The sequence below is a fragment of the Gryllotalpicola sp. CP2-P1 genome (genome assembly GCF_057512245.1).
Window position 1 is genome coordinate 1 of record NZ_JBLRDT010000055.1, and the last position, 14,948, is coordinate 14,948.

Genomic DNA, 14,948 nt, shown 5'->3' on the forward strand with positions numbered 1-14,948 from the left:
TACCCGAGCACGCGCCGCACGACGCGCTCGATCGCGTGCACCGCGAGATCGACGGTCGCGACGTCGACACGCTCGTCGACGCTGTGCACGAGGTGCCGGAAGTCGGCGTGGCGCCAGCGCGGCGAGAACATCCCGAAGCCGTAGGCGGGGATGCCGAGCCGGCGGAAGTACCGGCTGTCGGCCGCGCCCGGGGCGATCACCGGCACGGCCTTCGCCGCCGGGTACGCCGCCTCGACGGCCTCGCAGAGCGCCTCATAGAGCGGGGTCTCGAGCGGCGACCGGCTCGCGGGCGACTCGCTGCCGAGCGGCTCGATGCTCACGCGCGCGGCGAGCGGGCCGAGCGCGGTGCGCAGATGCTCATCGACGTCGGCCGCCGACACGCCGGGCAGGGTGCGGATGTCGAGGTCGACGTGCGCGCTCTGCGGAACCACGTTGAGCTTGTCGCCGCCGCGCACGATGTCGGGCGAGTAGGTCGTGTGCGTCACCGCGTGCGCGAGCCCCGCGATCGGCCCGAGCTCGGGCAGCGCAGCGTCGATGAGTTCCGGGTCGGTGAGCGCGGCGCGCACCTCGTCGGGCACGTCGAGCGCCGCGACGTACTGCGGCCACAGGTCGTCGATCTGCGCGGTGGCGGCCTGCTCGGCGATGCGCGTGATGGCCGAGGCCGCCGTGATCACCGCGTTGTCGGCGCCCCACGGCGTCGAGGCGTGCCGGGGATGCCCCGGGACGCGCAGCCGGCGACCGGACATGCCCTTCTCGCCCACGGTCACCGTGACCCCGCGCACCTCGCCGCCGACGGCGAGCGGGATGCCGCCCGTCTCGCTGAGCACGGCGTCGACCTTCACGAGCTCGGGCCGGTTCGCGATGAGCCACTGGGCGCCGTAGAACCCGCCGGATTCCTCGTCGGCGACCCCGGCGAACACGAGGCGACCCCGCAAGCGTCTTCCGCTCCTGGCGAGCGCGCGCAGCACGACCGCGTAGGCGGCCGTGAGGTGCAGCATGTCGAGGGCGCCACGGCCCCAGATCTCGGCGCTCTCGCCCTCGCCCTCGCCGACGATCTCGGCACCGAAGGGGTCGTGCGTCCAGCCCCGGCCGGCCGGCACGACATCGGTGTGGCCGAGCAGCAGCAGGCTCGGCCCGTCGGGGTCGGTGCCGGGCAGTGTCGCGACGAGTGAGACGCGGCCGGGGTGCGGCTCGACGAGCTCGGTCTCGACGCCGCTGCCCTCGAAGAAGCGCTGCAGCGTCGCCGCGCTGCGCGCCTCGCCTCCCGAGTCGGGCGAGCCGTCGGCGACGCATGCGTTGCGGATCAGCTCGCGCAGCAGCTCGACGGTCTGCGCGGTGAGGTCGTCCGGTGCCGTACTGGTGTTGACCTGTTCTGTCATCAGGCGGCCACGCTACCGAACGGGCAGCGGGCGCTCGGCGTCGAACTCCGCGATCAGGTGCTTCACGACCGCGGTGAGGTCGCCGTCATGGCGCTGCGCGACCGACAGCTGGCGCTGGTAGCCGGCGCCGAGCTCGAGGATCGTGTGCAGGGCGGCGAGCTCTGCGCGGCATCCCAGGTCATCGGCGATCGGCTCGAGCTGAGGCAGCACCTCGCGCAGGTGGTCGGCCACCTTCGACTCGCGGCCCGCGCGGTCGACGATCACCTCGACGTCCATGCCGTAGCGCGCCGCGCGCCACTTGTTCTCGCGGTGGTACCAGGGCTGCAGCGGCTCGAACTCCTCGCCCGCGTCGAGACGGCGCGAGAACCACTCGACGAGGCACTGCGCGAGCGCCGCGAGCGCGCCGAACTCGAAGGTGTTGCTCACCGAGTCGCAGGCGCGCAGCTCGATCGTGCCCCACCGCGGGGCGGGGCGGATGTCCCAGCGCAGCTCGGTGACCTCGCTGATGACCCCCGTGCGAATGAGGTCGTCGACGTAGCCCTCGAAGCCCGCCCAGTCGGGAAGCTCCCACGGGAGGCCTGCCGTCGGCAGCTGCTGGAAGACGAGTGCGCGGTTCGAGGCATACCCGGTCTGTTCGCCCGCCCAGAACGGGCTCGACGCCGACAGCGCCTCGAAGTGCGGCAGGAACTTGGTCAGCTGGCCGATGATCGGCATGACCTTGCGCCCGTCGTCGACGCCGACATGCATGTGGATGCCCCAGATCATCAGGTTCCGGCCCCACCACTGCGCCCGGTCGATCAGGGTGCGGTAGCGGCTCTTCTCGGTGATGTTCTGGTCCTGCCACTTCGCGAACGGATGGCTGCCCGACGACAGCAGCCGGACGTTGTGCTTGTCGGCCTGGTTCCGCACGGCGTCGACGCGGCCGCGGATGTCGTCGATCGCGTCGGCGATGCGCTCGCGCGGGTCACTGGTCAGCTCGATGGTGTTCGTGAGCAGCTCTGCGGTGATCTTCTCGCCGCCGTCGAGGACCTGAAGGATGCCGGGCGCGGCGGGCACGAGGCCGCCGGTCTCGCCGTCGGCGAGCATCAGCTCCCACTCGAGGCCGACCGTCGAACGTGCGGATTCTGCGAAGGGGATCTCCATCTCGCCGAGTGTGCCACGGTGCCCGGGCGGCCCGGCAGAGCCTTGCGCCATCAGGTGCCGAGCCGGTAATCGGGCGCCGTATTTCGGCACCTCTCGATGCACTACGGTTAGGCGCAGCTACGCGAGAAGCCCCGGTTTCCCGGGGCTTCTCACTGTTGCTGTCTCAACACAACGTGCGCCTGGAGGGACTCGAACCCCCAACCTTCTGATCCGTAGTCAGATGCTCTATCCATTGAGCTACAGGCGCGGGCGCAACCTGAAAAGGATAACAGGGGCACACCGCGCCGCCCAAATCGAGGGCGGGTGAGGCCGCCGAGACGACCCGGATGCCGCCGGGTGAAAAGCTGGTCGTGTGAGCTTCCCCGATCAGGCATCCGACCCCGCACCCGATCGCCCCCACGACGCGCGCACGCCGGCGAGCAGGCCCGTCGTCCTCTGGGACATCGACGGCACGCTCGTGCACGAGACGCGCGGCGAGGGCTCGCGCATGCAGATGCGCGCGATCCGCGAGGTGCTCGGCGTCGATCTCGAGCGGCCCGGCTTCGGCGCGGGCGCGACCGAGCGCATGGTGTGGGGGCGCCTGTTCGAGAATGCGGGGATGCCGGTGCCCGACGACCTCGCCGCGCTCGAGGCCGCCATCGACCGGCTCTACGTCGATCACCTCCTCGAGGTGCCGCGCGTGGCGATTCCCGGCGCGGCCGAGGCGATCGCCGCTATCGCCGAGGCAGGCCTCGTCAACTCGGTGCTGACCGGCAACGGCCGCCCTGTCTCGCGCATGAAGCTCGAGTCGGCGGGGCTCGACGTCAGCCTCTTCGACTGGGATGCTGCGTATTTCGGCCGGGAGTGGGCGGACCGCGTCGAGATGGCGAAGGCCGCTCGGGCGCGGCATCCGCGCGCCGTCATCGTCGGTGACACCGTGAACGACGGTGCCTGCGCGGTCGGCTCCGGCATTCCCTGGATCGCGGTGGGCACGGGCGGTCACCCGCGCGACGAGCTCGAGGCGTTCGCCCCCGTCGCCTGGTTCGACGACCTGGTCGGGCGCGAAGCCGAACTCGTCGCGGCGATCCGCGCGGCGGTCTGAGCGCCGCGGCTCACGGGTTCGCGTAGAACCACAGCACCGCCACGCACACGGGCTGCGCGGCGATCGCGACGGCGAGCAGCGTGCGCCGCAACCACGGGCGATCGACGATGCCGCGGTCGCCCAGAAGCGGCGCGAGCGGAATCGCGACCCGGAACACGCTCTGCTGCGGCATGAACACGGCGAGCAGGTACAGAGCGTAGGACACGCACGTCGCGAGGATCTCGACGCCGAGCGAGCGGATGCCCCGCCTGCCGACCCACAGCGCAAGCAGCACCACCGCCGCGACCATGATGAGTACCCCGACGACCCCGAGGTAGCGCCAGCCGAGCTCGAACCAGGCGGTGAACGGCTTGAAGTCGGTGTGGCCGAGGAATCCGTCGCGCCACGACAGCTCGGTGGCGGTGTACGCGTTCCGCACGCCCGTGGCCGCCCAGGCGATCGCCGGCCACGCGCTGCCGGCGAGGCCGGTCACGAGCACCGCGATGGCGAGTCTCACGCGCTCGGCCACGGGGAAGGCATCCACAGCCCGCCGCCACCAGCGCACGACGAAGACGATGGCGAGCGCGAGGGTGAGCGCCAGGGCGCCGGGGCGCGCGAACGCGGCGAGCACGGCGGGAACGAGCAGCCAGCCGTACCGCCGCCGCTGCATGAGATAGAGCGCCGAGAAGAACAGGAAGAGGAACAGACTCTCGGCATAGGCGAGCTGCAGCACGAAGGCGAGCGGGCCGAACGCGAACAGGGTCGCCGCGAACCAGCCGCTGCGCTGGCCGACCCGGTCGCGCACCACGAGATAGAGCATCACCGTCGCGGCGCCGCCGAAGACGATCGAGACCACCACGCCGGTGCCCGCGAACCCGGTGCCGAGCGCCCACTGCACCGCGCCGACGAGCAGCGGGTACAGCGGCAGGAACGCCCAGCTGTTGGGAGCGATCGTGCCGTCTGCCGAGCGGGGCAGCACCCTGGGGTAGCCGTGGCGGGCGATCGAGTCGTAGTGGGCGCTGTCCCACATGGCGGAGATATCGGTGAAGCTCGGAAGGTGCGGCGACCAGCCGCGCGGCGTCAGCTCGAACGACGGCGTCTCGGTGAGCCAGGGCAGGTGCCAGCCGTGCGCCACGACGACCAGCATGCCGATGCCGAGCAGCACCGTCGAGAACACGCGCGAGACCGCATAGAGGGCCACGACGGCGAGCACCTGGCGCCCGATCGGGCGCCGGAGCAGCTCGATCCGGGATTCGGGGTCCGTCAACGATGACGTGGGCGCTGAACCGGCGGTAGACATCGTCCCTTCACGCTACGCCGCGTTCGTCGGCCGATCGTGCGCGTGCGCCGTTTCCCGGCCCGCTCCGCTACTTCAGCAGGCGCGAGAGGACCCGGTCGGCGAGGATCTTGCCGCCCGTCTGGCAGCCCGGGCAGTACTGCAGGCTCGAGTCGTGGAAGATCACCTGGCGGATGGTGGCGCCGCACACCGGGCACGCCTCGCCTGCCCGGCCGTGCACGCGCAGCCCCTCGTGCTTCTCGGCTTTGAGCTCGCTCGCCGCGAGGCCCTCTGAGCGGGCGATCGCCTCGCGCAGGGTGGACTGCAGGGCGTCGTAGAGGCGGTCGCTCTCGGCATCCGTCATCGCGGCGGCCTTGAACGGCGACATCTTCGCCGCCCACAGGATCTCGTCGCTGTATGCGTTGCCGATGCCCGCGATGGTCGCCTGGTCGCGCAGCACGCCTTTGATCTGCGATCTGCCCGCAGCCGCGAGGATGCCTGCGAAGACGTCTTTCGTGAACTCAGGGGCGAGCGGTTCGGGGCCCAGGGTGCGCACGCGCTCGATGTCGTTCGGGTCGCGCACGAGGTGCAGCTGAAGGCTCTTCTTGGTGCCGGCCTCGGTGATGTCGAGACCGGCGCCGTCCGGCTCGAGCACGAGGCGGGCGGCGAGCGGGTTCTTCGGGCTGCGGCCGGGGCGTGCGCTCGTCTTGGGCTCGCCGTCGCGCCACCGCACCCAGCCCGCGCGGGCGAGGTGCAGCACGAGATGGACCGGCTCGCCGCCGCCGGAGCCGTCGCCGGAGCCGCCGATCGTGATGTCGAGGAACTTGCCGTGACGGGTGACGCCTGCGATGGTGCGGCCCATGAGCGCGTCGGGCGAGATCTGGAAGGTCTTGAGCGCGTAAATCGCGAGGATGTCGAGGCGGCGGACCACCCGGCCCCTGAGGCGCGCGTCGAGATCGGCGGCGAGCGCGTGCACCTCGGGCAGTTCAGGCATGCGGCAGTTCTAGCACTGTGCGCCGACGTTCACCCCGCGCGGTGCATAGAGTGACACCGATGAGATATGTCATCGTCGGCACCGGCGCCATCGGCGGAACGCTCGCAGCGCGGCTCGCCCAGCACACCAGCATTCCCCCGCTCGTCGTCGCCCGTGGCGAGAACGCGGCGGCCATCAGGGCCGGGGGCCTCGTGCTGCGCTCGCCCGACGACGAGGTGCGCGTCGACGCGCCGGTCGCCACGAGCGCGGCGGAGGCCGAGCTCACGACCGACGACGTTCTCGTCTTCGCCACCAAGACCCACCAGTTGCAGGCGGCTCTGCTCGAGTGGGTCGACCAGCCGGTGCGGGATGCGTCGGGCGAAGTCGTCGGCACGGCCGGCGAACTGCTGCCCGTGCTGACGGCGCTCAACGGCGTCGAGGCCGAGCGGCTCGCGCTGCGCTACTTCCGCCGGGTGTACGGGGTCTGCGTGTGGCTGCCCGCCGTGCACCTCGCGCCGGGCGAGTTCACGGTGCGCATCGCGCCGGTCAGCGGGCTGTTCATCATCGGGCGGTACGGGGCGCCGGGCGACCAGGCCGCCGAGGTCGAGCTGCTCGAGATCATCCGCTCGGACTGGGAGCGCGCGTCCTTCCGCGTGCACCTCGTCGACGATGTGCTGAGGTGGAAGCACCGGAAGCTGCTGAGCAACCTCGGGAACGCGATCCAGGCGCTCGTCGGCACCTCGGGCGAGGCGTCCGACCCGGCCGCCGACGAGCTGTACGAACTCGCCCACCGTGAGGGCCTCGCCGTATATGCCGCGGCCGGCATAGGCATCCCGACCGACGACGAGGAAGAGCTCTGGCGCGGCGGCATCTTCGACGTGCGCACCGTGCCCGGCGTCGACGGCCCGCTCGGCGGCTCGTCGTGGCAGTCGCTCGCGCGCGGCTCGGGCTCGATCGAGACCGACTATCTGAATGGCGAGATCGTGCGCATCGCCCGCTCGTCGGGCGTATCGGCGCCGATCAACGAGGGGCTGCAGCGCCTCGCCCGCCAGGCCGCCGCGGAACGCCGCGCGCCGGGTTCGCTCACGGCCGCTGAGCTGCGGCGACTCCTCGTCGGGGAGTGATGCGCGGCGGCACGCCGCGATGTCACCCGTGCGGGGTATGGTCACCGCCGTGACCGACTCCTCCGCCGCGCTTCGTGGACTCGCCGCCCTGATCGAGCGCCGCCTCGACGCCTTCAGACTGCCCGGAGTGCTCAGTGTGAGGCCCGGCTTCGAGCTCGTCGACGGCTGGGTCACAGCGACGCCCGCGATCATCGTCACCGTCGACGCGGAAGCACCCCACGGCCTGCCCTCGGAGGTGGGCGGGCACCCCGTTGACGTGCGGGTCGCGTCGGCACGGAAGCGGGCCGCCCTGCTCGACCCGGCCGCGTACACGGCTGCCGGCGCCACCGCGCCCGACCAGGGGAAGGTGCCCGAGTTCGAGGGTGAGATCGTCGTCGCGGATCGTCTGGGCCAGGCATCCCCCGCCCCATCGTCCGATCTGCGTGCGGAAGCCGCCACGAGGCAGCAGCTGCCGTACACGCCGCCGGCCGGCGTGCCGCTCGCGCCCGTGTCGGGCGAGCTCACGGTCGAGCTCGCCGCCTCGCCCGACGCAGGGTGGTCGCAGCTCGGCACGTTCCTCGCTGCGACCGAGCACGAGCTCGTGATCGGCCTCTACGACTTCACCTCAGCGCACGTGCTCGCCGCCTTCGAGAAGGCCGCCGCGGGCAAGAAGGTCACCATGACGCTCGATCACCCGTCGAGGAACCCGACCGCCGACCAGACCGATGAGCAGACCGTCGCGGCGCTCGAGAAGGCGCTCGGCGACGAGCTGAGGCAGGCGTGGGCGCTGTCGGGAATGGACCCGATGGCCACCGCCACCGTCTTCCAGACGGCGTACCACATCAAGGTCGCTGCGCGGGATTCGGCGGCCGTCTGGGTCTCGAGCGGCAACTGGAACAACTCGAACCAGCCCGACATCGACCCGATCAATGTGAAGGCCGATGCGGATGCTGCGCGGGCCGGCGACCGCGACTGGCATGTCGTCGTGCGCAGCCCCGAGCTCACCACGACGTTCGCCGCCTTTCTCGAGAACGACTACGAGGTGGCGGCCCAGCACAATCTGCCCGCCGCCGCGTTCCGGCAGCCTCAGCTGCTGCGGCCGGCAGCCCGGACTCCCCCGTTCGCGCGATTCTTCGCGGCGCAGACGATCACCGATCAGATGACGATCACGCCCGTGCTCACCCCCGATGCCGGCAGCTACGTCGACGCCGTGAAGGGGCTGATCGCGAGTGCGACGGCGACCCTCTGCCTGCAGTTCCAGTACATCGAGCTTCCCAAGACGACGGATGCCACGAACCGGGCGTTCGTCGAACTGGTGCAGGCCGTCATCGATCGGCAGAGGGCTGGGGTGGGCGTGCGCATCATCATGAGCGAGTACGAGACCGCCGGCTACCTCGAGCAGCTCCAGGCGCTCGGGCTCGACGTGGCGGGCAGCGTGAAGCTGCAGAACAACGTGCACAACAAGGGCATCGTCGTCGACGGCCGGGCCGTGCTCGTCTCGAGCCAGAACTGGTCGAGCGCCGGCGCCCTGCGCAACCGCGATGCAGGCGTGATCATCGAGAGCGAGAGGGTCGCCGCCTACTTCGGGCAGCTCTTCGAGCATGACTGGGAACATCTGGCGACGCGCCAGGTCGCCGAAGACTAGGTGGATGCCCGGCGTGCGGCGCGGAGCCCGCGCACGCGCCCGCCCACTCGCCGCGCCCCGGCGGCGATAGCGTTGCGCTGTGACGAGGTGGCTGCTGCTTGCGGGAACGATCGTCTGCGAAGTCGCCGGCTCTCTCAGCCTTGAAGGTGCGATCGATCACCCCTGGCTGTACGCCGCCGTCATCGTCGGCTACCTGCTCTCGTTCTGGTTGTTCGGCCGAGTGCTGCGCGCGGGTATGCCCGTCGGCACTGCCTATGCCATCTGGGGAGCCGTCGGGGTCGCGCTCACCGCGGCCCTCGCCGACGTGCTGTTCGACGAGCAGCTCACGACCATGACGGTCATCGGCATGGTCGTCGTCATCGGGGGCGTCGTGCTGATCAACCTCGGCGGCGGCCACGGCGGGCACGACGAGCGCGACGATCGCAGAGCCGCCGAAGCGGGCGACACCTCGGCGCGCGAATCATGAGCTGGGTCGTCCTGGCGCTCGCGATCCTCTGCGAGGTGGGCGCGACGCTCTCTCTGCGCATGGCGAGCACGCCGTACGACGGCCCTGACGGGCCGGTCGAGCCCTCGCGCCGCTGGTACCTCGGCGTCGTCGTCGGCTATGCGGCGTCGTTCGCCCTGTTCTCGCTGGTCCTGCGCATGGGCATCGGGCTCGGCATCAGCTACGGCATCTGGACCGCGGCCGGCGTCGCCCTCACAGCGGTCGCGGGGCGCGTGTTCTTCAAAGAGGCATTCACGCGTGTCATGGTCGCCGGCACGGTGCTCATCATCGTCGGGGTGTTCCTGATCGAGCTCGGGCAGGCCGCTCACTAGAGCCGGCCGCGGGTGCGGCCGGACCCCGCGTCAGTCCTTCGACGGCCAGGAGCTCGCGATCTCGTTGCCACGGGCGCGGTACATGACCTCGTCGGCCTGCACGAAGGTGCGCACGTAGTGCTCGCCGCCGTTGATCGTGATGCGATCGGCCGAACCGCCGCCCTCGCGCACCGGCAGCACGACATAGCTCGGGCCGCCGACGCCGCTGTTGGCGAGACGCGCGAGGTAGTGGCCCTCTGGCACCGACTCGGGCCTCTCCTGAAGGATGTCCTCCGGTGAGATCACAGCCGTCACGACGGTCTGCTCGATCTCGGAATCGTCACTCATGATCCCTGCCCTTTCGACGTTGGAAGTGCGGCACTCCTCGCTCACACTGCCCCTCGCGGGGCCGCCTGTCTAGGCCGGTGCGAGCCTCAGTCGGTTCCGGTATCGAACGCGGCGCCTTCGGACGCGGCATCCGTCGCCCGCTCCATCTGCTCCTCGCTCGCCGAGAGCGGCTCGACGCCGCCGAGGATCTCGTCGGCGTGGCCCGGCTCGAGCGAACCCACGAGGTCTGCCGTGGCGCCGCCGATCAGGCCGAGCGTCGCGTACTGCTCGAGCCGCGAGCGCGAGTCGGCGATGTCGAGGTTGCGCATGGTGAGCTGGCCGATGCGGTCGTCGGGGCCGAATGCGGCGTCGCCGACACGCTCCATCGAGAGCTTCGTGGGGTGGTAGCTGAGCGCGGGGCCCGTCGTGTCGAGGATCGTGTAGTCGTCGCCGCGGCGCAGGCGCAGGGTGACCTCACCCGTGACGGCCGAGCCGACCCAGCGCTGCAGCGACTCGCGCAGCATGAGCGACTGCGGGTCGAGCCACCGGCCCTCGTACATGAGGCGCCCGAGGCGGCGGCCCTCGTTGTGATAGTTCGCGACGGTGTCCTCGTTGTGGATCGCGTTGAGCAGGCGCTCGTAGGCGATGTGCAGCAGCGCCATGCCGGGCGCCTCGTAGATGCCGCGCGACTTCGCCTCGATGATGCGGTTCTCGATCTGGTCGGAGACGCCGAGGCCGTGGCGGCCGCCGATGGCGTTCGCCTCAAGAACCAGAGCCACGGCATCCGTGTACTCGGTGCCGTTGATCGCCACCGGCCGGCCCGCCTCGAAGCGGACGGACACCTCTTCGGTCGCGACCTCGACGTCGTCGCGCCAGGCGGCGACACCCATGATCGGCTCGACGATGTCGAGCCCGGCGTCGAGGTCCTCGAGGCGCTTGGCCTCGTGGGTCGCCCCCCAGATGTTGGCGTCGGTCGAGTAGGCCTTCTCGGTCGAGTCGCGGTAGGGGAAGCCGTGCGCGACGAGCCACTGGCTCATCTCGGTGCGGCCGCCGAGCTGGCTGACGAAGTTCGCGTCGAGCCACGGCTTGTAGATGCGCAGGGCGGGGTTGGCCATGAGGCCGTAGCGGTAGAACCGCTCGATGTCGTTGCCCTTGTAGGTCGAGCCGTCGCCCCAGATGTCGACGCCGTCCTCTTTCATCGCGCGCACGAGCAGGGTGCCCGTGACCGCGCGGCCGAGGGGCGTCGTGTTGAAGTAGGTCTTGCCGCCCGAGCGGATGTGGAAGGCGCCGCACTGCAGGGCCACGAGGCCCTCCTCGACGAGGGCCGACTTCGCGTCGACCAGGCGCGCGAGCTCGGCGCCGTACTGGCCGGCACGCCCCGGAACCGCGGCGATGTCAGGCTCGTCGTACTGCCCGATGTCGGCGGTGTAGGTGCACGGGATCGCCCCGTTCTCGCGCATCCAGGCCACCGCGCAGGAGGTGTCGAGACCCCCGGAGAACGCGATGCCGACGCGCTCGCCGACGGGAAGTGAGCTCAGAACCTTGGACACGCCGTTAACTTTACGGGCGCGCCCGGGTGATCAGTGACGGATGCCCGCGCGCATGCCTGCCCGCCAGGGTTCCGCCGCGCCGCGAGTGCCGGATCGGTCAGTGCCGCACCCCCGCCAGGATGTCGTCGAGCTCGTCGGGTGCCGGGCGCAGCACATCGACCGCCTCGTCGAGCGTTCGAGCCGCGATCGCGTCGCCGGGGCGGCCGATCACGCACACCTCGAACCCGTCGCCCACCTGCGTCACGAAGCCCAGAAGCGCGAACGGATTGCCGCGATCGGCACCGTGCACGCTGACGCGCCACCCATGGTCGTCGACGGGAATCACATCGAGTTCGACGGTTTCCCCTTCGACGGTGCCGGGCTCGGCAACCTGGTGGGCGACTGCGGCCGGGGTCATGATCTCCTCCTCCATCGGCGGATGCTTCGTGCAGCACTGGCTGCATGACACCATCCTGAGCACGACGACCGACATTCGCCCCGGGCTTGACTTTGGGTTCGATCAGGGGGCATGCGGGGTACGAAGGCGGCATGGTCGAACTGCGCCCGGTCGAGTCCGACGCGATCACCGCGGCCGGGTACGACGCAGACCGTCGAGTACTCGCCGTGCGCTACGAATCCGGCGCCGTCTATGAGTACTTCGAGGTCGATCGCGCGCTCTACGACGAGCTGCTCGCGAACCAGCCGCACCCCTGGTCACAGGTCGGCGAGCGCGTGAAATCGCACGAGTTCCACCAGCTCGAATAACCGCCTAGCAGGCGGAGGCCGTCTCCGAAAGCCCGGCGGCGTTGTTTGCCGCAACGCAAATCTCGACCTAGGGTTATTTGCCGTTAACTAACCAGTCGAGGAGGACCTCCTCGACGAGGAGGATGGATGACGTCTCTCGGAGCCCACGAAGCTGCCAGCGTCTTGAGCGGGCCAGTGCTCGCCGACGCGCCCCTGCGACTGCATGCGGGGGTGATCGACTACATCCTCGTCGCGACGTATTTCGCACTCGTGCTCGGCATCGGGTTCATCGCCCGGCGCTCGGTCTCGAGCAGCCTCGACTTCCTGCTCTCGGGCCGCTCGCTGCCCGCCTGGGTCACGGGCCTCGCCTTCATGTCCGCGAATCTCGGCGCGACCGAGCTCCTCGGCCAGAGCGCGAACGGCGCCGAGTTCGGCATCCAGGCGGTGCACTACTACTGGATCGGCGCGATCCCGGCCATGGTGTTCCTCGGCCTGTTCATGATGCCGTTCTTCTACGGCTCGAAGGTGCGCTCGGTGCCCGAGTTCCTGCGCCGCAGATACAACCCGGCGACGCAGCGCTTCCAGGCGGTGCTCTTCGCCGTGGCATCCGTTCTGCTCGCGGGCGTCAACCTGTATGCGATGGCGATCGTCGTGAACGCGCTGCTCGGCTGGCCGCTCTGGCTCGCCATCGTCATCGCCGGCCTCGTCGTGCTCATCTACACGCTGATCGGTGGTCTGTCGGCCTCGATCTACAACGAGGTGCTGCAGTTCTTCGTGATCGTTGCCGCCATGGTGCCGATCACCCTCGTCGGCCTGCACAAGGCCGGCGGCTGGTCGGGCCTCAAGGCGAAGCTGTTCCAGCAGCCGCACGGGCACGACATGCTGCAGGCCTTCCCGGCGCATGAGCTGACCGGCATCCACAACTCGTTCTGGAGCGTCATCGGCGTCGTGCTCGGCCTCGGCTTCGTGACCTCGTTCGGCTACTGGACCACCAACTTCACCGAGGTGCAGCGCGCCTTCAGCGCCAAGGACATGTCGGCCGCCCGCCGCACGCCGCTCATCGCCGCGTTCCCCAAGACGCTCATCGCGCTCGTGATCATCATCCCCGGCATCGTCGCGGCCGTGACGGTGCCCGGCATCCAGAAGCTGAACGAGGGCGGCACCTCGAATGTCAACTACAACGACGTCGTGCCGCTGCTCATGCAGCAGCTGCTGCCGAACGGCTTCCTCGGCGTCGCGCTCGCGGGGCTGCTCGCGTCGTTCATGGCGGGCATGGCGGCCAACGTGTCGTCGCTCAACACGGTCTTCACCTACGACCTGTGGCAGGGCTGGCTGCGCCCGGGCAAGTCCGACAGGCACTACCTGAACGTCGGCCGCTGGGTCACCGTGATCGGCACCTTGATCGCGATCGGCACGGCGTTCATCGCGGGCAACTTCGGGAACATCATGGACTACATCCAGACCCTGTTCTCGTTCTTCAACGTGCCGCTGTTCGCCGTCTTCATCCTCGGCCTGCTGTGGAAGCGCGCGACCGGTCACGCGGGGTGGGCCGGTCTCGCGACCGGCACCGCGGGCGCGATCGTGATCTTCGTGCTCAACCAGGCCGGCGTCATCCCGATCTCGAGCCAGGGCTCGAGCTACCTGGGTGGCGGTGTCGCGCTGGTGCTCGCGCTCATCGTGGGCATCGTCGTGTCGCTGTTCCAGACGCCGAAGAGCGATAAGGAGCTCGTCGGGCTCGTCACCGGCGTCGTCGACGCGACCGAGGCCGCGACGGCCGAGGGCGTCTCGGCGGTCGGCGAGGTCTGGTATCGCAACGTCTGGGTCCTGGGCATCGGCGCGCTCGTGCTCGCCGCGGCCTGCTACATCTTCTTCATGTTCGTCTAGGTCGCTAGGAGCTTTCGGATGCCTCGTCACGACAACAAAGTGCTGAATTACCTCTTCGACCTGCGCACGATCATCGCGGTGCTGTTCGCGATCTACGGCATCGTGTGCATCATCTGGGGCGCCGCCTTCACGTCGAGCTCTGAGCTCGACAAGGCCGGCGGCATCAACATCAACCTGTGGGGCGGCATCGGCATGCTGATCGTCGCCGCGCTGTTCGTGTGGTGGACGATCGCGAAGCCGATCGACCAGCAGGCTGCGGCGCACTCGCTCGAGGAGAGCGAGGCCGAGGCGCAGCGCAACCTGTAGCGCTCGCGGCTGCGCGCCGCGCGCAGCGCAGAGGCCCCGCACCCCGGTTCCGACCGGGCTGCGGGGCCTCTGCGCGCACGGTCAGTGGCGAGATGGCCTGTGCGCTGCGAGCCGCCTATTGCGTGAAGGCGAGGCAGGCGACGAGGCCGCCGATGAAGACCAAGACGGATGCCGCGCCGATGCCGACCAGTCGGCGCATCCTCTGCCGCTCGTCGCCGCTGCCGCCCCAGATCTCGGCCCGCAGGTGCACGCGGTGCGCCTCGTCGACGACCTCGGCGACGTGCGGCGAGCTGAGGTCGAGCACTCCCGCGGCGGCTCGCGCCTCGATGCGCAGAGCCTCGTCGAGCGTCATCGGCGTGCGGCCGATGCGCTGTCGCTCAGAAGCGGGAGGGCGAGGCATCCGCTCTATTGTCGCGCGGCGCGCGCGGCGCGCGCGGGGTGCGCGGCGCGCGTGAGACGACCCGAAGCGCCGGATTCCGGCGCCAATCCCGCATCGCGAGTCGTCTCGCGAGGGGCAGAGATCGGGGAGATCACAGTGCGGAGACGGAGGGATTTGAACCCTCGGTCCCCAAGAAGGGGACTCCACCTTAGCAGGGTGGTGCACTCGACCGGACTATGCGACGTCTCCAATGCCCACCGGGGCAGGCATCCGTTACACCTTATCAGGCGCAACCCGGCGGGTCTGCCAGCCACTACCCGCCCGGGTAGCTCGTCACGCCCTTGGTGCAGGTCTGCTCGTCGGCGGTCTGGCCGGTCGCGCCCTTGGTCAGCGTCACGTCGTCCG

General features: G+C 70.1%; 16 protein-coding genes and 2 tRNA genes. 8 read left to right on the plus strand and 10 right to left on the minus strand.

Annotated features, from left to right (window positions below; translation table 11 throughout):
- The 3 genes from ACM2XV_RS06355 to ACM2XV_RS06365 form a co-directional block, all read right to left on the minus strand.
- On the minus strand, nucleotides 1-1,379 hold a 1,379-nt coding region (locus ACM2XV_RS06355), incomplete at its 3' end, for a M20/M25/M40 family metallo-hydrolase (protein ID WP_487026320.1).
- 12 nt (nucleotides 1,380-1,391) lie between these two features.
- Complete coding sequence (locus ACM2XV_RS06360; protein ID WP_487026321.1) at nucleotides 1,392-2,522, minus strand: glutamate--cysteine ligase; 1,131 nt, start codon at nucleotides 2,520-2,522, stop codon at nucleotides 1,392-1,394.
- A gap of 174 nt (nucleotides 2,523-2,696) precedes the next feature.
- Nucleotides 2,697-2,769 (minus strand) — tRNA-Arg (locus ACM2XV_RS06365).
- A gap of 105 nt (nucleotides 2,770-2,874) precedes the next feature.
- Between ACM2XV_RS06365 and ACM2XV_RS06370 the strand changes: the two genes are divergently transcribed.
- Nucleotides 2,875-3,603: an HAD family hydrolase gene (locus ACM2XV_RS06370; RefSeq protein WP_487026322.1), complete on the plus strand. Its 729-nt coding sequence runs from the start codon at nucleotides 2,875-2,877 to the stop codon at nucleotides 3,601-3,603.
- Nucleotides 3,604-3,613: 10 nt separating this feature from the next.
- Here the strand turns inward: ACM2XV_RS06370 and ACM2XV_RS06375 are convergent, their stop codons facing one another.
- Nucleotides 3,614-4,882, minus strand: coding sequence for a hypothetical protein (locus ACM2XV_RS06375; RefSeq protein ID WP_487026323.1), 1,269 nt, complete (start codon nucleotides 4,880-4,882; stop codon nucleotides 3,614-3,616).
- Between the two features lie 67 nt (nucleotides 4,883-4,949).
- A complete protein-coding gene (locus ACM2XV_RS06380; RefSeq protein ID WP_487026324.1) occupies nucleotides 4,950-5,852 on the minus strand; it encodes a DNA-formamidopyrimidine glycosylase family protein in 903 nt (300 codons plus the stop codon).
- Between the two features lie 59 nt (nucleotides 5,853-5,911).
- On the opposite strand from ACM2XV_RS06380, the gene ACM2XV_RS06385 reads away from it, so the two are divergent.
- The 4 genes from ACM2XV_RS06385 to ACM2XV_RS06400 all read left to right on the plus strand — a co-directional run bounded on the left by ACM2XV_RS06385 (nucleotide 5,912) and on the right by ACM2XV_RS06400 (nucleotide 9,395).
- A complete protein-coding gene (locus ACM2XV_RS06385) occupies nucleotides 5,912-6,955 on the plus strand; it encodes a ketopantoate reductase family protein (protein ID WP_487026325.1) in 1,044 nt (347 codons plus the stop codon).
- Nucleotides 6,956-7,004: 49 nt separating this feature from the next.
- A complete protein-coding gene (locus ACM2XV_RS06390; protein ID WP_487026326.1) occupies nucleotides 7,005-8,579 on the plus strand; it encodes a phospholipase D-like domain-containing protein in 1,575 nt (524 codons plus the stop codon).
- Nucleotides 8,580-8,658: 79 nt separating this feature from the next.
- Nucleotides 8,659-9,045, plus strand: coding sequence for a DMT family transporter (locus ACM2XV_RS06395; RefSeq protein WP_487026327.1), 387 nt, complete (start codon nucleotides 8,659-8,661; stop codon nucleotides 9,043-9,045).
- On the plus strand, nucleotides 9,042-9,395 hold the full coding sequence (locus ACM2XV_RS06400; protein WP_487026328.1) for a DMT family transporter: 354 nt from the start codon (nucleotides 9,042-9,044) through the stop codon (nucleotides 9,393-9,395). The genes ACM2XV_RS06395 and ACM2XV_RS06400 overlap by 4 nt, the downstream gene beginning before the upstream one ends.
- Before the next feature lie 30 nt (nucleotides 9,396-9,425).
- Here ACM2XV_RS06400 and ACM2XV_RS06405 read toward each other — a convergent pair whose 3' ends face one another.
- The 3 genes from ACM2XV_RS06405 to ACM2XV_RS06415 all read right to left on the minus strand — a co-directional run bounded on the left by ACM2XV_RS06405 (nucleotide 9,426) and on the right by ACM2XV_RS06415 (nucleotide 11,723).
- A complete protein-coding gene (locus ACM2XV_RS06405; protein ID WP_344772802.1) occupies nucleotides 9,426-9,722 on the minus strand; it encodes a hypothetical protein in 297 nt (98 codons plus the stop codon).
- An 86-nt stretch (nucleotides 9,723-9,808) separates the two neighbouring features.
- Nucleotides 9,809-11,251, minus strand: coding sequence for an argininosuccinate synthase (argG, locus tag ACM2XV_RS06410; RefSeq protein WP_487026329.1), 1,443 nt, complete (start codon nucleotides 11,249-11,251; stop codon nucleotides 9,809-9,811).
- Nucleotides 11,252-11,348: 97 nt separating this feature from the next.
- Nucleotides 11,349-11,723: a hypothetical protein gene (locus ACM2XV_RS06415; protein ID WP_487026330.1), complete on the minus strand. Its 375-nt coding sequence runs from the start codon at nucleotides 11,721-11,723 to the stop codon at nucleotides 11,349-11,351.
- A gap of 56 nt (nucleotides 11,724-11,779) precedes the next feature.
- Here ACM2XV_RS06415 and ACM2XV_RS06420 point away from each other — a divergent pair, with 56 nt between their 5' ends.
- The 3 genes from ACM2XV_RS06420 to ACM2XV_RS06430 all read left to right on the plus strand — a co-directional run bounded on the left by ACM2XV_RS06420 (nucleotide 11,780) and on the right by ACM2XV_RS06430 (nucleotide 14,164).
- A complete protein-coding gene (locus ACM2XV_RS06420) occupies nucleotides 11,780-11,995 on the plus strand; it encodes a KTSC domain-containing protein (RefSeq protein ID WP_344772808.1) in 216 nt (71 codons plus the stop codon).
- 126 nt (nucleotides 11,996-12,121) lie between these two features.
- Nucleotides 12,122-13,858 (plus strand): sodium:solute symporter family protein, encoded by a 1,737-nt coding sequence (locus ACM2XV_RS06425; RefSeq protein WP_344772810.1) that lies wholly within the window; start codon nucleotides 12,122-12,124, stop codon nucleotides 13,856-13,858.
- Nucleotides 13,859-13,876: 18 nt separating this feature from the next.
- Nucleotides 13,877-14,164, plus strand: coding sequence for a hypothetical protein (locus ACM2XV_RS06430; protein WP_344772812.1), 288 nt, complete (start codon nucleotides 13,877-13,879; stop codon nucleotides 14,162-14,164).
- 115 nt (nucleotides 14,165-14,279) lie between these two features.
- Here the strand turns inward: ACM2XV_RS06430 and ACM2XV_RS06435 are convergent, their stop codons facing one another.
- Together ACM2XV_RS06435 and ACM2XV_RS06440 are read right to left on the minus strand one after the other, a co-directional pair.
- Nucleotides 14,280-14,564, minus strand: a complete 285-nt coding sequence (locus tag ACM2XV_RS06435) for a hypothetical protein (protein ID WP_487026331.1) — start codon at nucleotides 14,562-14,564, stop codon at nucleotides 14,280-14,282.
- 138 nt (nucleotides 14,565-14,702) lie between these two features.
- A tRNA-Ser gene (locus ACM2XV_RS06440) sits at nucleotides 14,703-14,792 on the minus strand.
- Nucleotides 14,793-14,948: the final 156 nt, after the last annotated feature.